The organism is Hyunsoonleella sp. 2307UL5-6 (assembly GCF_047345485.1).
Lineage (GTDB): Bacteria > Bacteroidota > Bacteroidia > Flavobacteriales > Flavobacteriaceae > Jejuia.
Map to the genome: position 1 here is coordinate 148,489 of NZ_JBLFEN010000003.1, position 22,100 is coordinate 170,588.

The following is a 22,100-nucleotide window of genomic DNA, read 5'->3' on the forward strand; positions in this document are numbered from 1 at the left end:
CTTTTTTTGTAAGTTAAACTAAGATAAAGGGACATAAGTAAAAAGACCAAAAAATGAAGAAGAATTATATTACGTTATGTCTTTTAATACTAGTGTTTTCAGTAAAGGCTCAAAAAGAGTTGACTCCCATTTTAGATAGTTCAACTAGAGTGTCTGGTAATGGAGAAGGAGGCTTGTTTTTTGCAGGAACTAGGGATGTAAACTATAGATTTTCGCAAAGAATTTCGCCTCATGGAGATTGCGTAGATGTAATAAATGGCTATGCGTTTGTTACTTGGTATAAAGGCGGTATGGAAACCCGCAATTTAATGCTATCAAGAAAAAATTTAAATATACCAAATGCAGAATGGGTTACTATTGAGTTTCCGCATAGGCACATAGGTCAAGGAGGAGAGCTCCTTAATGGCACAGGTATAAGAGGAGACTCTCATAACACTGCAGCTATAGGAGTTAGTACACTAGATAATACCATTCATATTTTGTATGATATGCATGCTTATAGGTCATCTTCTTTACCTAACGATTTCTTTAATTATTCTATTTCAAAAAAGAACATGGCTTTTGTGCCTGATAATGAATTTAATTTAGATATTTTTAATCCAAAGCAAAATTATTTGAAATTAGGAGAAAGTTACGAAAGAGCTACTTATCCCATGATTCATAGAGCTGATGACGGAAGTCTTGTAGCTAGATATAGAGAAGGAGGTTCAGGTAACGGAGATATTTTAATGGCGCATTATGATGGTAATGAATGGACAGACAATTGGAGGTTTCATAGAGGAATGCAACCTGTGCCAAATAGAAATAGTATGTATGGAGGCGAACGTTTCTTAAATGGTAAATTTTATTCAGGGTTCTCAATTCGATATTCAACTAATAATAGTACCAGTACAAGTAATGGATATATGTTAAATAGTGGGTTGTATTATGCCTACACAAATGACATACCCAAAAACCCGTCTACCCAGTGGTTTGATGTTAACGATAATCCTATTTCTCTCCCTATACGTAATAATATTAACCCAAACATAGATTCAGTTCAGGTAGCACAACCAGGAGATGATCATGGTACAGCAACTCTTCCAAGAACATCCTCAGATCCATCATGGACTGTTACTGAAAACGAAGCTATACACTTTATTACCAGAGTTGACAATATAAATGTACATTATTATAAACTTGCTTCAGATGCTAGTTTTTCAAGTGATGCAGGTGGCTTAATTCCTAACCCGCAAGTTCGTGGAGAAATTTACAGTTATAAAAATCATGTGTTTATGGTGGAGCTTTTAGGAGGAAGAGTTAATATAAAAACAACATTAGAAGGACAAAATGATTGGAAAATCGTTTACACAGGAACAGAGTCTATAAGCTTTGCTCATTTTGATGCTTTCGTTGAAGATAACAAACTATATGTTTATCTCATGGAAAATACTGGAAACAATACACCAGGAGTGGGAGATAAACGTCCATTATATTTTCAAGAGTTTACATTGTCAGAGGTTGATGCCCCAGTTTTAATATCATTAGAGGCTGAGGATTATACAACGGCCAGTAACGATATTAATGTAGGCTCTAGTGCTACAGCGTCTGGAGGTGAATATATAGATTCTTTTTCTTCAAATCAGTTTATAGAACATAAATTTCAAGTTGCCACTTCTGGCACTTACGATTTTATTCTTTTAGCGGCAAATAGAAATAGAGATGACTCCATCATGGACATTGAAATTAATGGAACTTTGTACAACAGTGTCTTAATAACAAGAACTTTTGATTGGAACGTATATCTAGAAACTAGAATTCCAGATATTACTTTAAATCAAGGAGAGAATACTGTTAGAATTATCCAAAAAAGGTCATTGTCAAGTGAACCTGATAAAATTGAATTTGAGCTAAAATCATCTTTAAGTACTAATGACTTTACGAATCAAAAAGTAATAGTCTACCCTAACCCAAGTGAGGGTGTTTTCAATATTCAATCTAATATTCAAAACCTTGAATATACTTTAGTTAATTTACAAGGACAAATTTTGGATAAGGGTGAAATTTTACAAAATCAAGTAGACTTCTCAAAGTTTAGTCAAGGTGTCTATTTTCTCGAATTAACCAATAACAATAATAGTCTAGTAAAGCGAATAGTAATAAAATAGTTAATGAATAAATCCGTTTACCCCCTTTTTTTGTTATTTTTTATATTGAATGCATGTAAAAAATACAAAGAGGTAAAGATAGAAGGTGAATTTAAAAAATGGCACAAAATAACTTTAAATTTTGAAGGGCCAGAGACTAGTGAAATGGATGAAAATAATCCGTTTCTAAATTACCGCTTAGATGTTACTTTCAAAAACGGTGATAAAGAATATATTATCCCTGGGTTTTATGCAACTGATGGCAATGCAGCTGAAACAAGTAGTGGTTCAGGAAATATTTGGCAAGTACGGTTTACACCAGATGCCATCGGAGAGTGGACGTACACTACATCGTTCAAGAAAGGTAAAAATATAGCTGTCGCGGAAGATGTATCCTCAGGTTTAAGTACTGGATTTATGGATGGTCAAACAGGAACATTCACGATTTTCATACTTACAAGAAGGTGGAGTAACTTCGGTAAAAGCGTCTGGAATTATTAAACTGGGAAGCGCACCTGATAATCAAGAAAAAGACTGGGTAATTTTATTACAAAAAAAATAGTATTAGTTTCAAAAATTGATGCGCGATAATAGTTAAAAAATTAATCAAATTACCATAACAGTACAGGACGGGTCTCAGAGCATCATATTTTATATTTATCTGCAATTTATGATAATGATTAAAAAGGTTTCAACGATACTTTTGTTGTTTTGTATTTTACTGGGCTTACAAGCCCAAAACCCCATTGTGCCTAATAAAGGCTTAAACGATCCTCATATTCATATTTTTAACGACACCGCTTACGTTTACGCGTCGCACGATAAATCCATAGAAAACAAAAAGTTCATCATGGAAGATTGGTGGATATGGTCTTCACCAGATTTAGTAAATTGGACAAAGCGCAGCGTGTTACATCCAAATGATACCTATATCGGGAAAGACTTTACCAGATGTTGGGCTACAGATGCTACTTATAAAGATGGTAAATATTACTTCTATTTTTCCGAAGGAAATGAACAAACAGGTGTTGTAGTTGGAGACACGCCGGTTGGTCCATGGAAAGATGTTTTAGGGAAACCGCTTTTAAAATCTGACATGACACCAACTCATGAATACGATATGGCTGTTTTTGAAGATAACGGCGAACATTACATCATTTTTGGCGTTTGGGATTATTATATAGCTAAGTTGAATGATGATATGATAAGTTTAGCTGAAGCTCCGCAAAAAATAGAAATTAATAATCCGCGTGGACCCTATAATCCTCATGGAACTAATACAAAAATGGCTACCGATGATAAACCGTTTGTACATAAGTATAATGGAAAATACTATTTGTCTTGGGGCTGTTTTTACGCCATGTCTGATAATCTTTATGGGCCTTACGATTATAAGGACACCGTAATAAAAGAAGAAAGTTTTGCTGAAGGATATGACGCACCTACATGGCCAAATGGGGTTTTGCAAGGGCGCCATGGTTCCTTTTTTGAGTGGCACAATCAGCACTATTATATTTATTGCGATATCAGTCAAACAGGAAATCGTTATTTTAGAGACAGTTTTATAAGTTATGTGCATTACAAGGATAATGGCGAAATTGCAACGATTAGGGTTGACGGCGTAGGTGTTGGAAATTATAACGCTGATGAACCTATTGAGGCTGAAGACTATTTCAAATCAGAAAACATTTTGAAAGTTGAAAACACGAAAGGTGGATTTTCATTACAGCCCTCGGAAAATTCAAGTTATACCATTTACACAAATGTTAAGAATCTTACGGATAAAACAATTTTAGAACTAGAAGTTATAGCTTCGGAAGTTTCGGAGATTGAATTAAGAGAAAATAATCCTGAAGGCGCACTACTGTTTACTTGCGAAATACCTAAAAATGATATTTACACGTTTCAAAAACGACAATTCAATACTAAAAACCTAAAAGATAATCAGTCTATTTGCTTTGTGTTTAAAGGAGATGCTGCGAAATCTTTACTATTAAATCGATTTAAATTTAAAAACTAAAACTATACTAATATTTAAAACTAATGAAGAAACTACTTTTTTTAGCTGTACTCTTAATTATTACTTCTTGTGATAAAAAGGAATCCAATTCAGGAGATTACAAAGACGCATCGTTATCTATTGATGAACGTGTTGACGCGCTGTTGCCAAAATTATCATTGGAAGAAAAGGTGGCTCAAATGCGAATTTTTCATGCTAATATCGGTACGAAACCTGATGAGAATGGTAATTTAAAGCTTTCAAAAAAAGTCATCGAAAAACTAAAGTTAGGTATTGCGGGCATCAAAAACCCGGGAGAGCATATTGATGCGGTAGCTGCGGCTAAAATGAATAACGAACTTCAAAAGTATATTATAGAGAATAACCGTTGGGGCATTCCAGCGTTGTTTGTTACAGAATCTTATAATGGTGTGGATGCAGAAGGCTGTACTAGATTTGGTCGCCCAATGACATCAGCAGCATCATTTAATCCAGAATTGGTACAACGCCAATGGGATGTTGTAGGTAGAGAAGCAAGACTAAGAGGTATGCACATGTGTCATTCGCCAGAGGCTGATGTTGTTCGCGATCCACGTTTTGGACGCATGAGTGAAGCCTTTGGAGAAGATACGTATTTGGTAACGCAAATGGTAACGAGTGCCGTAAAAGGGGTGCAAGGAAATTATGAAGGTTTAGGAAACGGCACCCATATTGGAGCAGTTGCAAAACACTTTGCAGGTTACGGTCAAGTTTTAGGCGGTTCAAATTTTGCCGCCATAGAAATTTCAGAAAGAACTTTAATTGACGAAATTTATCCACCGTTTGAAGCTGCTGTAAAAGAGGCAAAAACATTAGGGATTATGGCATCACATGGCGACTTAAATGGCGTTGCTAGTCATGGTAATAAAGAATTGTTAACTGGAGTACTTCGAGATCAATGGGGATTTGAGGGTTATGTAGTTTCAGATTCTAATGATATTGCACGTTTGTTTTATTTTATGAATGTAGCAGAATCACCAGAAGCTGCGGCACAAATGGGCTTAGAAGCAGGAATTGATATCGATTTATATGCTGAAGATTCTTATTCATATTTACCAGAGATGGTGAAGAATAATCCAGACTTAGAAAAATTAATTGACAGATCTGTAAGACGTGTTTTAAGAACAAAATTCATTCTAGGACTTTTTGATAATCCTTATATTAATATTGAAGATGTAGAGAAAGGAAACAGAGCAGATTCGTCATTAGAATTAGCAAAAGAATCAGATTTAGAATCAATTATTCTTTTAAAAAATGAAGAAAAAGCATTGCCACTTTCAAAAGATAAAACTTTAAAAGTAGCCTTGTTGGGGCCTTTGTTAAAAGACAATACCAAAGAGATGTTCGAATCTGTAGCAGGAAATAAAGTAAGATTTATTGCAGAAAAAGGATTTCAATTAACCAATCAAAAAGGTGGCGCTCCAGAATTACTGGATAAAGATCCAAAGGCGATTGCAAGTTTGGTGAATAAAGCGAGGTCTGCGGATGTTTCTGTGCTGTTTTTAGGAGGTGATGAGTACACTTCAAAAGAAGCCTATTTTAGTAATAGCACCTTAGGAGACCGAGCTACTATTGACCCTGTTGGTCCACAAGACGAATTGGTAGAAAAAATTAAAGCCTTAGGTAAACCCGTTATTGTAGTTTTAAAACATAGAAGAACTTTATCTATAAATGCCATCGCAGAACATGCAGATGCTATTTTAGATACTTGGGATTTAAGTGAGTTTGGAGACGAATCTACAGCAAGAATCATATTTGGAGAAGTATCTCCATCAGGTAAATCACCCGTAACAATTCCGCGTTCTATTGGTCAGATTCCATTTCACTATAGTATGAAAGAGATCAATTATAAAAAAGAATATTTATTTTTAGGACAAGGACCATTGTATCCATTTGGTCATGGTTTAAGCTATGGTGATTTTGAATATTCAGACATAGCAATTTCAAATACTGAAATTACACCAGATACCGAGATTGAGGTTAGTGTTAAAATCACAAACAACGGGAGCATGAAGGCTAAAGAAGCGGTGCAACTGTATATTAAAGACGAAATAGGTTCGGTGACCCGACCAGATAAAGAATTAAAAGGTTTTGAAAAAATAGAGCTAGATGCGGGAGAAAGCAAAACGGTATCATTCAAAATCACTCCTAAAATGTTAGAATTTACAGGAATTTCAATGGAAAAAGTTTTAGAAGCTGGCGATTACACAGTTATGGTGGGTACATCTTCAATAGATTATTTAGAAACTACATTTAAACTCAAAAAATAAGAACCATGAACAAATTTTTAATACTTATAGTTGCTGTATTTTTATTCAATTGCTCTGCTACGCAAAAGGTGGTAGCGCAGGAAGCTATAGATAAAGCTGAGGTGAAATCTTCCATGATAAAAGCATTAGAGTGGCAGGAAGCGCATCCTATTTTTGCAATCGCACCAACCGATTGGACGGCAGGCGCATATTATACAGGTGTTACAAGAGCCCATAAATCTACAAAGGATATGATGTATATGGCAGCCTTAAAAAATCAAGCTTACTGGAACAACTGGGAAACTTATGATAGACTGTATCATGCTGATGATGTAGCTATTTCGTACAGCTATTTGTATGTTGCCGCGAATGAAAAAAGAAAAAACTTTATAGATTTAGAGCCGACAAAAAAGTTCTTAGATGCACATTTATATGATGACAATATCTGGAAAGCAGGAACCAACAAAAGTAAAGAAGATAAAACCATTTTATGGTGGTGGTGCGATGCGTTATTTATGGCGCCTCCAGTAATCAATTTATATGCAAAACAAACCAATCAGCCAAAGTATTTGGATGATATGCACACCTATTATATGGAGGCATACAATCGTTTATACGATAAAGAAGAGCAATTATTTGCAAGAGATATGCGTTTTGTGATAAAAGGAAATAAAGATGATCGTAAGGAACCAAATGGTGAAAAAATATTCTGGTCTAGAGGAAATGGTTGGGTAATTGGTGGTTTAGCGTTGTTATTGGAAGATATGCCAACCGATTACAAACACCGTTCGTTTTACGAGAAATTATATAAGGAAATGGCTGCGAAAATGTTAAAAATTCAGCCAGAGGATGGGTTGTGGCGCACTAGTTTATTGAGTCCTGAGTCTTACGACCATGGCGAAGTAAGTGGAAGTGGATTTCATACTTTCGCTTTAGCTTGGGGCATCAACAATGGTTTACTTGATAAAACACACACACCAGCAGTTAAAAAAGCGTGGAATGCCATAGCAAAATGTCAGCACGAAGATGGTCGTGTAGGTTGGGTACAAAACATCGGAGCTTTCCCAGAGCCAGCATCGGCAGATTCTTGGCAAAATTTTGGTACCGGAGCCTTTTTAATGGCGGGTAGTGAGATTTTAAAGTTGAATTAAAAAATTTTGGGTGCCTGCCTACCTGCGGTATCGCAGGAAGGTTACCCCGCTTTAGAGCGGGGTCGGGCTTTAAGTTTATCCTGAGCTCAGACGAAGGGTTGCAAGTCCTCGCTCCTCTCCCGATAGCTATCGGGATTGGAATGTGAGCTTTCCTTCATAATACCTAACGCGGTTTTACTTACCAAATGTAACGCCTAATAAGCATCAATGTTTATGTACTGTATTTGTATCTAAATAAGAATTGTGCATCTAAGACTTTAAAAAAAAACAAATGAAACTTTTAAAAATATTACTATTACTAGCTTTGTTGATAACAAGTTGTCAAACAAAAAAAGGAACAGAGAGTAAAACGCAGGAAGAATCAGCAGCATTAAATTTACCAGAACAACCAAATATCCTTTGGTTAGTTACCGAAGATATGGGGGCGTATATCCCACCCTTTGGCGATAACACGGTAGCAACGCCTAACTTAAACCGTTTAGCAGAAGAAGGTGTAATCTATCCCAATTTATATTCAACCTCTGGTGTTTGTGCACCAAGTAGAGCAGCGATTGCCACAGGAATGTATCCATCAAGTATCGGTGCAAACCACATGCGTACAACTTCTTATAGCGAGGTAACGGGAGTGCCTAAATATGAGGCTGTACCACCTCCAGAAGTAAAAATGATAAGTGAGTTACTTCGCAAAAAAGGCTACTATTGCTCTAATAACTATAAAACCGATTACCAGTTTAAAGCACCAGTAACGGCTTGGGATGAAAGTAGTCCGTATGCTCATTGGCGAAATAGAGCCGATAATCAACCATTCTTTTCTGTTTTTAACTTTACTGATACTCATGAATCCGGACTCTTTGAGCCATATGGCTATAGAGAAATAGAAAGCAGGCTGTATCATGCTGGTGATAAAGATTACAAATGGAAAGGTTTTGGAAAATCTCATGCAAATAATAAATCTGCTGAGTCTGAAACAACCAGTCATATTTCTAAAGACACCAAATTTAAAGTTCCGCCATATCTACCAGATAATGAGGTTACACAGCGTGATATGTGGAAATTGTATAATAACATAGCCGAAATGGATAAACGTGTAGGCGCTGTTTTAAAACAACTGGAAGATGATGGCTTATTAGAAAATACTATAGTTGTGTTTTACGGAGACCATGGCGGGCCATTACCAAGAGAAAAACGTTTAATTTATGATTCTGGTTTAAACACGCCTATGATTATTAGATTTCCTAATAAAATGATGGCTGGCACAAAAGACGATCAATTAATTAGTTTTATAGATTTTGCACCAACACTTTTGTCTATAACAGGAGAAACACCAAAATCATACCTGCAAGGACAAGCCTTTTTAGGAAAATATCAAGCTGAAGAACGACAATATATTCAAGCAGCAGCAGATAGATTTGATGGCTTTACAGATGCTATTAGAGCAGTAAGAGATAAACAATTTAAATACATTCGTAATTACAGACCAGAACAAGGCTACTATTTACCCGTAGCATACAGAGAGAGAATTCCAACCATGCAAGAGTTATTAAGACTTAAAGATGAAGGCAAATTGAACGATGCACAGATGCAATGGTTTAGAGCACAGAAACCAAAAGAAGAATTATTTGATTGTGAAGCAGACCCTTATGAATTGAATAATTTAGCAGATAACCCTAAGTATCAAGGAAAACTTAAAGAATTAAGTGCAGAAATGGACAGATGGCTTGCAGAAATTGGAGATACCCCAAACCTTGATGAAAGAAAATTGGTGAATCGTTTATGGTCTGGTAAGAACAGCAAACCGCAAACCTCTGAACCTATTTTAACTCCAGAAAATGGGAAAATAAGTGTCACTTGTAAAACTGAAGGGGCTTCCATTGGTTACAAAATTATCAAAGATGGAAAAACGCCAAAATCTTGGATGGTGTATCAAAACCCGATAGCACTTACAGAAGGCGAAAAAATTCAAGTACAAGCGCATCGTATTGGTTTTGTGCCAAGTAAAACAATCGAATTTAATTAATCTAAATACTATTTAAAATAACAGAAAGTAAAATGAAGAAACTATTAACCTTAATCCTTATGTCGTGTGTAGGCTTTGTTAATGCTCAACAAGTTAGACATATTGAAACCATTAACGATTCTTGGGATTTTTACAAAGGTAATATTGAAAAACCCTTTGCTAATTCCTCATCGGTTGAATGGGAAAAAGTAACCATTCCGCACTCTTGGAATACCGAAGATATTTTAGATGATGAGGACGGTTACTATCGAGGTGAAGCTTGGTATAAAAAAACGCTAACAATTCCTCAAGTTTATGAGAATCAGCAAGTGTTTTTGCTATTTGAAGCTGCTAATCAAGTAACTTCATTATTTATAAATGGAAAATCTGTTGGTGAAGATCACATTGGTGGATATACCACATTTGCAAGAGATATTACTTCGGCTCTAAAACAAGGGCAGAATGAAATTTCTGTAAAAGTTGATAATGCCCATAACGATGAAATAGTACCACAAGCAGCCGATTTTTCATTCTATGGAGGTATTTATCGTGATGTACATTTAATTATTACAAAACCTGTACATTTTGAAGTGGCCAATTTAGGTGCAAACGCTATTTTTATTAGAACACCCGAGGTATCTCAAGGTTCAGCAAAAACATCAGTGCAATCTAAAGTTGTAAGGCCCAAAAAAGGAACTTTCTTCATAAAACAGTCATTATTTGATGCTAAGAATAGCTTGGTAAAAATCGTAAAATCAAAATCTACTTTTGGAAAAGATGTATTTAGTGATTTTTCAATTTCTAATCCTAATTTATGGTCGCCTGAAAATCCATATTTATACAAGTTAGTTTCAGAAATAGTTGATAAAAAAGGCAATGTTTATGATAGAGTTGAAAACCCTGTAGGTTTTAGATGGTTTAGTTTTGATGCTAAAAAAGGCTTCTTTATTAATGGAAAGCAAACCAAGTTAATAGGAACTTGTAGACATCAAGATTTCTACGGAAAAGCGAATGCGGTAAGCGATGAAATTCATCGTAATGATATGAAGTTGCTTAAAGAAATGGGTTCAAATTTTTTAAGAATTGCACATTATCCGCAAGACCCAGCCATTCTTGAAATGTGCAATAAATTAGGGTTTGTGGCTACACTAGAAATTCCTTTTGTAGATAAAGCAGCGGCAAACGAAGCTGGAAAGCAAAATAGCATTAACATGTTAAAAGAGGCGATTCGCTTTAATTATAATAATCCTGCGATTGTAGCATGGAATTTAGGAAATGAAACCACAATGAAAGCTCCAGAAAAGTTAGGAGATGATTATGTGAAACACTTTGTAAGTACACATCAAGCTTTGGCTAAAACCATAAAAGAAGAGGATAAAACTAGAAGTTCGTACTCGGTCTTTTTTAGAGAGCCAGCTTATCAAGATGGTTTTGGTATTCGCTTAACCGATATTGTAGGGTACAACAAATATTACGGATGGTATGTAGAAGAGTTAGAAGATATTGATAAAAATTTAAGAAGTTTGGTAGAGCGTTCTTTAGCATTAGATCCAGATAAGCCATTTATTTTAAGTGAATATGGCGGTGGAGCAGATCCAAGAATCCGTTCTTACAATCCAACGCGTTTTGATTTTAGTGTAGAATATCAATTTGATCTTCACAAGGCTTACATGAAAACCATTTTAGATATGCCAGAAATTGTGGGGGCTAACGTTTGGAACTATGCAGATTTTCAAGTAGAACATCGTAAAGATGCAGTACCTCATATAAATAACAAAGGTTTGGTGTCTTCAGATAGAAAGAAAAAAGATGCCTATTATTTATATCAAGCTTTATTAAAGAAAACGCCATTTTTGGCGATAGCTTCTAAACCTTGGGCAAAAAGAGCTGGTATTGCAGACCAAGAAGGCGGCGATATTGCAACGCAGCCAATTGTTGTTGTTGGTAATGGAAAAGATGTGGAGTTATTTATAAACGGAACATCTTTAGGTAAAAAATCATTCGATTTTGCTTCAGCTACTTTTAATGTGCCATTACAACATGGTGAAAATTTAATTGAAGTCGTTTCAGAAAAAGAGGGTAAAACACTTAAAGATTTTGCTACAATAGAATTCACACTGCAACCTAAAAACTTAAAAAGCGAAAGCAATCCATTTAAGGAAATAGCCGTAAACGTAGGGTCAACTTGTTACTTTATAGAATCTCATAATGTAGATTATTTGTGGATGCCAGACCAAGCCTATACAAAAGGAAGTTTTGGTTATGTTGGTGGTGAGTTGTTAAGACACCCAAGCAAACGAAGAAACACCATTGGTACCGATGTTAGCGTAAAAGGAACAGAAAATGATCCTATTTATCAAACACAGTTAATCGGTATAGAAGCCTATAAATTTGATGTACCTCAAGGTACTTACGAATTGTCTTTAGCTTTGGCAGAATTAAAAACTAAAGAAGATAACGTTATGGATATTATGGTAAATGGTAACACTATTTGGTCTAATTTAAACTTAAAAGAGGAATTTGGCGATGACAGAGGTGTAACCAAACGTTTCTTAATTTCTGTTGATGATGATAACGGAATTACAATCGATTTTAAAGCTTTAGAAGGTAAGACCAGATTAAGTGGCGTAAAGTTGAGAAAGGTAAATTAATCAGTTACTAATAAATAAATTTGATATCGTTCTATTCTGGATTTAAAGTTGAACGATATCAAATTTTTGGTTTAAAGAAGTATTTAAGCAAAGTCTTAGTATATAATAAATATGGTGTTTTTAGGCTGATGGCTAATCTATTTAAAATATATAATTGAAAACTTTAAAAGTCTTTCCAAGTCATAATATATATCAAGTTTTTTTGGAGATAATTAAAATATAAAAATATAGAGAGCTTTCCTTTTTAAGTTGCTGTTGATGAATTATTTAAGTAAATCAGTATAGTACAGGATAGTATATGGTTTAAACATAATTAACTTGTAGGAAATAATTAATTAAACCACAAACTTATGAGAAAAATTACGTTAAAAAAACTAATCACCTTAGTTTTATGTATCGGAGCATTTCAAACTTATGCTCAAGTCAGTTTTCAAGAAAACACTTTTTACAGATTGAGAACTGTTTTAGAATCTCCTGAGGATTACAACACATCTAAAGATGCTCCATTTCCAGATCAATTTGTTTATCCAACGGCTGCATCTGGTAGTAACTCGTTAAAGCTTGAGTTAAAAGATACAAACAATGATAATCAGCTTTTTGCATTCGTTGCGCTTCCTGGGCAAATGGCAGAATATCCTGTGGGATCAGGAGTTATGTATCAGGTTTATAATATTTCAAGTTTTGTTGATACGGGTGGTTCAAATGGAACAGGTGCTTTAGAGTTAAATCAATTAGGCCAAAATTCCCAAAGAATGAGACTTAGAGGTAATGCGATTCCGTTTGATGACGATTTAGCTAAATTTATAGTCGTAGTAGAGTCAAGTACTGCAAGCGAAACTTATTTTCAAATTATAGCATCAGCTACTATAGGGGCTTCAACAGCAGCTAATAGAGCTCCGATGCCAGATACGAATTACGAATTTTTTAATTTTCATGACGTAGATTTAGGTGATTTAACTGGGCCTAGACCAAGAATTGAGCAGTGGGTTTTTGAAAATGCTGCTGGTCAAACCGTATTAAGTAATAAACAGTTTGATACTAGTTCGATTTTTATTGCTAATCCAATTAAAAACACTCTAAGTATAACAGGAATTACTGATAGTGTAAATCAAGTGTCTATTTATTCCATAGTAGGTCAAGAAATGTTAACTAATAAAGTAGATGCATCATCGTCACTAAACATAGATGTTAGTGGCTTAACAAGTGGTATATATCTTGTAACTTTAAAGGGAGATACAGGTTCTTTAACTAAAAAAATTATAAAGGAATAACACTTTTATTTTAACTTATAATTATTGAAAATCATTCTACCGTGATTATGTTTTGGTAGAATGATTTTTTTTGAAATAGATATTAATTAATTCCCGTATTCCGTGTTTTATTTTTTTTGAATATCAGGATAGAACAGGATGACGAATAGAATGTTAAAATCTACATTTATAAGCCATAATGTCGTATATTATAAATAAAAAACGCTACAATAATGATAAAGAAGTTAGTTTTAGCCAGTATTGGTTTTTTCTTTTCAGTTTCACTTTATGCCCAATTATTTACTCAGGACTTTGAGAACTCATCTACAGTTTCAGATTATGTAAGTGTTGTTCCTGATATTGGACAGTTTAATGGATTAACAGCTGCTGGAGCAAATTATACAACAACCATATCAAACGGAGCACTTCAATTTGAAAGAAGTGGTACAGCAACACTATTTGCCTATAGGAACTATAATTTCTCAGAGAACCCTACTTTTGTGCAGTTTAAATTTGATTTTGAATTAAGTAATTATCAACAAGGTACACAAAACCCCACTTTTAGTGTTTTTGTAGGAAATGGTTTTTCAAATGCTTCTTTTGGCACTAATTCTACTTATGCAAGTCGATTTGGAATAGTTGGTAAAGACGGTACAAACGAGTTTAGAGTAACTACAGTTGATAACATTGGTGGCGCTCCAAGTTCAAGTGATTTTGCAGGTAAACAAAATATTACTTTTATAATAAATAATTCAGGTAGCGATCAAACCTATGATGCGCCAAATGGTTCAGTAGAATCAGTACCGAATGGTAGAATGGATTTATGGGTTGGTACAACTAAAAGCATTGATAATTTTTCATTAAGAAATACCGCATCTCCCACAGCAGATATTACAGGGTTTAAAATCCAAGCCACATCACAATCGGGTTTAGGAACTTTTGCTTTTGATAATATTGAGTTTAAAGATCTTTTAGATACCTCGGGAGGAGGTGGAGGCGTAACAGGAACACAGTCTTTAGTGCATCCTCATATATGGGTGTCTCCGTCAGATAAACAAGATATATTAGATAATATTTCTAATCATAGTTGGGCGAGTAGCTTGTTTACACAGTTGCAAGAACGCAACGCTGGAAGATTTAATAGTCATGCCGGAAATCCATCAGCAGAGGTTTCAGCGATACCAACGATACCAGGCGATAGAACAATCCACCGAACGCGCTTGAATATAGGTGTAGAATGTGCAATGCTATATTATTTAACTGAAGACGAAAAATACGCGCAGATAGCTTCAGATATTTTATACCAGTATGTGGAGTTGATTAAAGATAAAAATCCACAAACTTTTGAGTTTTACACAACAAATTTCAATCATTTAATTCAATGTAGAGAACTGTTTCCTAGAGTAGCTATGATATACGATTTTGTAGAACCATTTCTTTCTAAATCAGGAACAACTGTATACGATTTAGCTGCAAATAGTCAAGTGCCCTTTAATTTTGATGATTCGCAAAAAGCGTTTGAGGTTATGGCTGAAAATGTAATAGACGTTGGCGGTAATGGATCAAATCACCCAGTTTTAGAATTACCTGGCGCTTTATATAGCGTGATGTGTATGGAAGATGATGCAACTAGAGCAGCTTATTTTAGTCAATTACTCGATGGTGGAGCTAATAGTAATCAACCAGGGGTTAACTGGATGCTAGATAGATTTAGTGCTGAAGATCGCCTGTGGCCAGAATCCGCTGGTTATGGTAAATTCACTCATGCCTTGTTTATTCAATTAATGAACATTATAGATCGATATAAACCAGAGTTGAATATAATTGAAGACAACCGAGATATAGTAGAAAGTATATTTATTTATGAAAATTTTTTATATCCAAATGGGGCTACGATGGCCTTTGGTGATATAGGAAGAACGTTTACGGATCATGGACATATATTTAGAAGCGTTATAGAGATTGCTGACCGAAAAGGCTACAATGACCTAAAAGATAGAGCAGCTACAACACTCCAAAAGATATATACTGAAGAGGGCGGTTATAACCCCGAAATTACAAATCAAAGGTTAGAATGGAATAATCCTTTGCAATTACTTTGGGGTGTAAATATTGATGCATCTGTCCCGAATTCTGGAGAACCAAAATATGCAACAATTAAAACAACTCATGCAGGAGTAGTTATGCAACGTAACCTTTCAGGGATTGATGATGAACAAAATGGATTAATGTACTATACACATGGAGGTACTTATGTGCATGCTCACGCAGGTGGAATTGACATGGAATTATATGGCGCAGGTTATGTTATTGGGCCAGATTATGGTGCAGATACTTTTGGTTCTGATATTCACGAGCAATATGCGGTATCTTATGCTGCACACAATACAATAATTGTTAATGGTACATCAGGTAGAGGACCTAAAACTAATGGAAATAGTACGTGGCAAAATATTACAGATCCGGTTATTTTAGAGGCTAGTGAACCTAATGAAAAAACATCGCCAATTTCTAATAATTTTAGATTTACAACACAATTTTTAGATGATAATATTAATAATGTAGACCAACAGCGTACAAATAGTATAATACGCACCAGTCCATCTACAGGCTATTATCTAGATGTTTTTCGCTCTACTTCAAACACATCTAATAATTTTCATGATTATATTTTTCATGGTTTAGGAGATGTCATGCAAATTAAGACCAATAATAATGCTTTAGATTTAACAAATACTCCAAACCGTTATCAGAATGACGTAGGAGACGATAGAAAGCAACCAGGTTGGAGGTGGTATTCTGAAGCAAAAACATCTACTGAAATAAACAGTGCTGTAACAGCAAGATTTGATTTGCAAGCAACAGATGACTATTTACATTTATCTGTTCCTGGAGGAATTAACAGAGAATATTCCTCTGCGTTAGCACCACCTACAAAAGAAGTTAAAAATGGTTATTCTGATAAGGATACTCAGCTTTTTATTGCAAGAAAATATGGTGAAGCTTGGAATGAGCCGTTCGTGACGCTTTATGAGCCTTCTGGTAACTCAGAAAGTACTATAATATTTTCAAAACTAATTTATAACAACAACAAAGTAGTTGGGATAGAAGTTTTATCTAATGTTGAGGGTCAGGATATTAGAGATGTTATAATTACTAATGATTCTGATCAAGAGACTTTAGTGTTAAGTGATTATGATATAGAATTTACGGGACGTTTTGCCATTGTTAGAACAGAGGCGCAAACAGCAACTACTAATGTTTCAATGTATATTGGTGAGGGGCAGCAATTAAAGTTTCTAGAGGAAACAGTAACAGCAAATACAGAGTTAAGAGCCTATCAAGAATCAACATTAGATTTTGTATATGATGGTCCAGTGTCAGCAAATATTTTTACTGTTCAAACCGTTGGAGAAACTTGCATTAATAAAAATAATGGTAGTATTAACATAAGTGCGATTACTAGCGGAAATTATACAGCAACTATTGGTGATAGTATTTCTGAATTTGAAGATACTACTACAATTGAAAATCTAGAACCAGGAATCTATACCTTATGCATTTCAATTGATGGAGAAGATTTTGAGCAGTGCTATGAACTAACTATAGCTGCAGGAGCTAATTTAACAGGTAAAATAGTAGTTGGAAAAGAAAGTTCAGCACAAGTATCAATTACTGAAGGTTCTGCACCTTTTACTGTTATAAAAAATGGTGAAATTCTTTTTGAAACACAGCTTACAAACTTCTCCTTAAACATTGCTAATGGCGATGAAATAGAGATTAAAAGTAAAGCTGCTTGTCAAGGAGTTCTTTATAAAACCATTGATTTGTTAGAGAACCTTAAGGCATATCCAAACCCTTCTAAAGGTATATTTGAAATGTCTATACCTACTAATTTTAAAAATGTTGATTTAGAGATTTATAATATACAATCGCAATTAGTTGAAAAAGGATTGTATACGGTTATTAATGGTAAATTAAGTTTGGATATTAGTAGTAAACCAAATGGCGTATATATTGTTAAAATAAATACAGATAAACCTGCATTTGTTAAAGTAATTAAAAATTAATATGAAAAAGATATATTTATATTCGGTAATATTATTATTAGGATACGCTTGTAGCAGTGGTGGTAGCGATCCAGAACCTGATCCAATTCCTGAAAATAGAGTGCCTAGTGTACCAACTAAGGTTTTTCCACTAAACAATACATTATGTATCGATAATGCTATAAATTTTGAATGGAATCCATCAAACGATCCAGATGGAGACACCGTAAGATACAGAGTTGAAATTTCTGAGAATGCTAACTTTACAAACCTTATAGAGAGTAAATCTGTTTCTAATGCAGTATCCACAATTATTACTTTAGATAAAGGACTTTCTTTTTTCTGGAGAGTAAGAGCTATAGATAGCAAAAATGCAGAAAGCGATTTTTCTGTGACTAGTCAATTTTTAACTGAAGGTGATGGTGAAACCAATCATCTGCCGTTCGTTCCAGAGTTGGTGTCACCTACGTTAAATGAAGTGATATCAGGAACAAGCACAACTTTAAGTTGGACTGCAATTGATGCCGATAATGATGCGTTAACCTTTGATGTATATTTAGACACTAGCAACGACCCAACAACTAAAGTTGCAGAAAATCTTACAACAACATCTTATGAAGCTTCTGGTTTAGCAGCGGCAACCACCTATTATTTTAAAGTAGTAGTAAAGGATGATAAAGGTGGAGCAACTATAGGGCAAGTATGGACTTTTAGTACTAACTAACTTTTTGCCTTAAATGCTATTTAAAATAAAATTATTAAGAAGCCCAAAAATTTAAATTTTTGGGCTTCTTTACATGATGCTACAGGATACTTTTAATAGAAAAATACGGTTTATTTAATTCCTTAAACATTAGTGAAATGAAGTATAAATTAGTATTGTTTTTTGCCTTATTCATAATTATAGGGTGTCAAACAAAAGAAAATACCCAAGGCCAAGGAACTTCGGTAACGTTGGAAGAATTAGCTCAAAATTTCAAATCTCCAGAAAAACAATACCGTCCAGAAACTTGGTTTCACTTAATGGGTAATAATATTTCTAAAGAAGGACTTTCGGCAGATTTAGAAGCTATTAAAAATGCAGGTTTACAAGGAATACATCTCTTTAATAAATCGGGTAGACCTTACCCTGATGTTGATCAAATAAAAATTTTATCACCCGAATGGGAAGATATGATTCGTCATGCTGCCGATGAATGCAAGCGCTTAGGCCTAAAATTTACCATGCAAAACTGCCCTGGGTGGTCTATGACAGGAGGACCTTGGGTACCTGCCGAAGAAGCGCAGCGAGAAGTAGTAGAAACAATTTACAGAGTTTATGGAGGAAAAACATTTAATGAACTTCTAGAAATAGACAGTGTATACCACACTGCAGATTATGATTATAAAGATATTCAAGTATTGGCTTTTCCAACGCCAGATGGCGATGATATGGCCTACTTCAATCCATCTAAATTGGAGACGAATAATCAAGTCGTACCTTGGAAAGATATCTTTAACCCCAATTCAAAGCTTATAGTAACTAGAAAGACTACAAGACTAGACAAACCTTTAAACACTTATAGAAAACAAGGGATTTCAAAAGTGAACACTCAAGATACTTGGGTTAAGACAACCTTTAATAGTCCTGTAACATTGCGTACTATTAAATTTCCACAGCTTCGTCATATTATTATGGGGACGGAATACCCAGTGATTGATGTAAATCTTAAGGTTGAAGCACTAATTGATAATAAATTAACAGAGATAACAACGGTAAATTTACCAGACGCTAATTGGAATGATAGACGAAAATATCTAACATTAGCAATTCCTGAAACTACAGCGAATGAATTTGTATTTACTTTTGAAGGGAAGCATCCCATAGCTCCAGAATTTATCCGATTGAGTTCTAAACCAAAACTACATAACCACGAGGCAAAAGCAGCAAAGGTATTGCGTCGTCTAGAAAAAGATGTAAAATATAATTATGCTGAAAACACGATAATTCCATCTGATAAAATAATTAATCTCTCTGATAAAATGACTGCTAACGGTAAATTAACTTGGGATGTTCCTGAGGGTAATTGGACGGTGGTGCGTTTTGGGCATGTCAATATGAGATTAACCAATAAACCAGCTGTACCAGAAGCTACAGGTTGGGAGTCTAGTAAGTTGGATAAAATTGCCATTGAGAATCATTTACGAAACGGAATGATTGGGAATTTGATTAAACCTGGCGGACCAATAGGCGATGGTAAATTACATGGTTTGTTAATTGACAGTTGGGAAAGTCATGTGCCTACGTGGACGATGCATTCCGAGGACATGTTTACCGAGTTTGAAACCCGAAGAGGTTATAGTATGAAAACCTATTTACCTGCAACTATGGGCTATATTCTGGAGAGTCCTGAGATAACAACTAAATTTCTAAGAGATTTACGTCATACTATGGATGAGGTGTTTATTGATAATTTCTTCAAACATTTCGCAACGGTAGCTCACGATATGGGAGCAGAGGTATATACCGAAGGTGCAGGAGGTGAAGTATTGCCTGTAGACCCTATGCGCTATTATGGTGTAAGTGATATCCCAATGACAGAATTTTGGTATCCTAAAGCGCCATCAGATCAAAACGAATATGCAAAACCTATTTATAATGCGGCTTCGGCAGTACATTTATACAATAAACCTGTTTTAGCAGCCGAGGCTTGCACGCAAGTTGGTGTGAAATGGAATGAGCATCCGTTTTCTGTTAAATATTTAATTGATTATAATTTTGCAAAAGGTGTAAATCATTTGGTGTTCCATACGTTTTCGCATACGCCACAAACAGATGTATATCCAGGTTCTAGCTTTGGGGGACATATCGGTTTCCCATTAGTTAGACAACAAACTTGGTGGCCATACATGAAAGATTGGACTGATTATTTAACACGCAACCAATATGTTTTGCAACAGGGCGAATATGTAGCCGATGTGCTTCGGTATTACGGCGATCATTACGAACGTCCACCATTTGATTTAGATTATTTTCCAAAAGGTTACCGTTTTGATTATTTAAATGCCGAAATTTTACAAGAAAAGTTAAGTGTTAAAAATGGTAAAATTCATGTCGAAAATGGTGGTGATTATAGAATTATAACACTAAGAGATTCTGAAAGTATGTTATTATCCACAGCTCAAAAACTAAAAGAATTGGTGCTAAATGGTGCTGTAATATTAGGTGCTAAACCTATTGATTCTCCAAGTTTAATGGATGACGAAAATGACTTGGAAGCACTTAAAAATATTTCAGATGAATTATGGGACACTACTAAAAGTGGCGTAAAACAAGTTGGTAAAGGGCGCGTGTATTGGGGTAAGACACTTGATGAGGTTTTAGAAGATGAAAATATAGAAAAAGATGTTATTGTTTCAGAAGATTTAAATATCAATTGGATTCATCGAGAAACTGAAGATGCCGATATTTACTTTGTGGCTTCAAAAGATGATAGTCCTGTTGATGTGTCTTTAAGTTTTAGAGTAAATAATGTGGCGCCTCAAATTTGGGATGCATTTACAGGAGCCCAACAAGATGCTAAAGTTTGGAAAAGTATAAATGGAAGAACCAATGTAGCAGTAACATTATCCGCAAACGGAAGCACAATTATTGTGTTCTCTAAGAGTGATAAAACGCCTATTGCATCTAAGATTACAAAGGCAGATAGTACTGTTTTAGACACGAAAACAGGTTGGTATGAGAGTCATGAAACTAATGATTATCCAAAATTATATTGGGATAAGGATGAATTTACGGCTTCAATCTCTGGAGATTATGTGTTTTATCAAAATGATAAAGACATTAAAAAATCAGTTGCTATTGAAAAGATGTCACTTCAGGATAATTGGGTGTTAGCTTTTAATGAAGGTTGGGATACCCCTGCAACAATTAAAGTTGCTAAACTAGAATCTTTAACCACAATGGATAACAATGCTGTAAAACATTATTCGGGGACGGTAACTTATATCAAGACATTCAATTTAGAAAGTAAAGGTAAAAGCACTGTAATAGATTTGGGCGACGTTGCCAATATTGCAGAGCTTTGGTGCAATGGCAAGCAAGTTGGCGTAAAATGGGCACCACCTTTTGAGTTTAATGTTTCTGAGGCAGTCAAAGTTGGAGAAAATCAAATTCAAGTTAAAGTCACTAACACTTGGAGAAATCAACTCATTTTCGATAATATAAGACCAAAAGGCCAAAAGAAAACTTGGACAACAAATGGACCTAAAAAAGATGAGATTGAACTGGAAGATTCCGGATTAATTGGACCTGTAGTTTTAAAGAGTTATAATTAATTATTTTGTATTATTTAGGTTGAATAAATTAGATAAGAAATGTGGTTTAATATAGCGCTATGATAGTTGACTAGCCCGCGTTAGGGATAGAAACGGCATCCTTTTTTGTGCCAATCAAAAATTATATTAATTTGCTTTTAACCTAGAAATAAGTGCAGTATTTGGTGAGCTATTTTAAGAAGTTTAGCACAAAAAAGATATAGTGGATAGCCCGACCCCGACCAAAGAAGGGGTAACGCCCTAATAAATATAACCTCCTAAAATTTGTGTTTA

11 protein-coding genes are annotated in these 22,100 nt (G+C 34.8%); all 11 read left to right on the forward strand.

Annotated features, from left to right (window positions below):
- Window positions 1-53: 53 nt before the first annotated feature.
- The 11 genes from ACKGJY_RS06870 (at window position 54) to ACKGJY_RS06920 (ending at window position 21,827) form a co-directional block, all read left to right on the forward strand.
- Window positions 54-2,147, forward strand: coding sequence for a BNR-4 repeat-containing protein (locus ACKGJY_RS06870; RefSeq protein ID WP_413973129.1), 2,094 nt, complete (start codon window positions 54-56; stop codon window positions 2,145-2,147).
- A gap of 30 nt (window positions 2,148-2,177) precedes the next feature.
- Entirely contained in the window at window positions 2,178-2,627 is a 450-nt protein-coding gene (locus tag ACKGJY_RS06875; RefSeq protein WP_413973130.1) for a DUF5060 domain-containing protein, read from the forward strand.
- Window positions 2,628-2,802: 175 nt separating this feature from the next.
- Entirely contained in the window at window positions 2,803-4,146 is a 1,344-nt protein-coding gene (locus ACKGJY_RS06880; RefSeq protein WP_413973131.1) for a family 43 glycosylhydrolase, read from the forward strand.
- A 23-nt stretch (window positions 4,147-4,169) separates the two neighbouring features.
- Window positions 4,170-6,434, forward strand: a complete 2,265-nt coding sequence (locus ACKGJY_RS06885) for a glycoside hydrolase family 3 N-terminal domain-containing protein (RefSeq protein WP_413973132.1) — start codon at window positions 4,170-4,172, stop codon at window positions 6,432-6,434.
- Between the two features lie 5 nt (window positions 6,435-6,439).
- Entirely contained in the window at window positions 6,440-7,564 is a 1,125-nt protein-coding gene (locus ACKGJY_RS06890; protein WP_413973133.1) for a glycoside hydrolase family 88/105 protein, read from the forward strand.
- Between the two features lie 271 nt (window positions 7,565-7,835).
- Window positions 7,836-9,581, forward strand: coding sequence for a sulfatase (locus ACKGJY_RS06895; protein ID WP_413973134.1), 1,746 nt, complete (start codon window positions 7,836-7,838; stop codon window positions 9,579-9,581).
- Window positions 9,582-9,613: 32 nt separating this feature from the next.
- Complete coding sequence (locus ACKGJY_RS06900; RefSeq protein WP_413973135.1) at window positions 9,614-12,211, forward strand: glycoside hydrolase family 2 TIM barrel-domain containing protein; 2,598 nt, start codon at window positions 9,614-9,616, stop codon at window positions 12,209-12,211.
- A gap of 350 nt (window positions 12,212-12,561) precedes the next feature.
- Window positions 12,562-13,482, forward strand: coding sequence for a T9SS type A sorting domain-containing protein (locus tag ACKGJY_RS06905; RefSeq protein WP_413973136.1), 921 nt, complete (start codon window positions 12,562-12,564; stop codon window positions 13,480-13,482).
- Between the two features lie 212 nt (window positions 13,483-13,694).
- Complete coding sequence (locus ACKGJY_RS06910) at window positions 13,695-17,531, forward strand: T9SS type A sorting domain-containing protein (protein WP_413973137.1); 3,837 nt, start codon at window positions 13,695-13,697, stop codon at window positions 17,529-17,531.
- A 1-nt stretch (window position 17,532) separates the two neighbouring features.
- A complete protein-coding gene (locus ACKGJY_RS06915) occupies window positions 17,533-18,234 on the forward strand; it encodes a fibronectin type III domain-containing protein (protein WP_413973138.1) in 702 nt (233 codons plus the stop codon).
- 137 nt (window positions 18,235-18,371) lie between these two features.
- Window positions 18,372-21,827, forward strand: coding sequence for a glycosyl hydrolase (locus tag ACKGJY_RS06920; RefSeq protein ID WP_413973139.1), 3,456 nt, complete (start codon window positions 18,372-18,374; stop codon window positions 21,825-21,827).
- The last annotated feature ends 273 nt before the right edge of the window (window positions 21,828-22,100 follow it).

Bases quoted from the DNA above. Each gene is read 5' to 3' on its own strand.
- ACKGJY_RS06870 (WP_413973129.1), top strand. From the start codon at position 54: ATGAAGAAGAATTATATTACGTTATGTCTTTTAATACTAGTGTTTTCA.
- ACKGJY_RS06880 (WP_413973131.1), top strand. From the start codon at position 2,803: ATGATTAAAAAGGTTTCAACGATACTTTTGTTGTTTTGTATTTTACTG.
- ACKGJY_RS06885 (WP_413973132.1), top strand. From the start codon at position 4,170: ATGAAGAAACTACTTTTTTTAGCTGTACTCTTAATTATTACTTCTTGT.
- ACKGJY_RS06890 (WP_413973133.1), top strand. From the start codon at position 6,440: ATGAACAAATTTTTAATACTTATAGTTGCTGTATTTTTATTCAATTGC.
- ACKGJY_RS06895 (WP_413973134.1), top strand. From the start codon at position 7,836: ATGAAACTTTTAAAAATATTACTATTACTAGCTTTGTTGATAACAAGT.
- ACKGJY_RS06900 (WP_413973135.1), top strand. From the start codon at position 9,614: ATGAAGAAACTATTAACCTTAATCCTTATGTCGTGTGTAGGCTTTGTT.
- ACKGJY_RS06905 (WP_413973136.1), top strand. From the start codon at position 12,562: ATGAGAAAAATTACGTTAAAAAAACTAATCACCTTAGTTTTATGTATC.
- ACKGJY_RS06910 (WP_413973137.1), top strand. From the start codon at position 13,695: ATGATAAAGAAGTTAGTTTTAGCCAGTATTGGTTTTTTCTTTTCAGTT.
- ACKGJY_RS06915 (WP_413973138.1), top strand. From the start codon at position 17,533: ATGAAAAAGATATATTTATATTCGGTAATATTATTATTAGGATACGCT.
- ACKGJY_RS06920 (WP_413973139.1), top strand. From the start codon at position 18,372: ATGAAGTATAAATTAGTATTGTTTTTTGCCTTATTCATAATTATAGGG.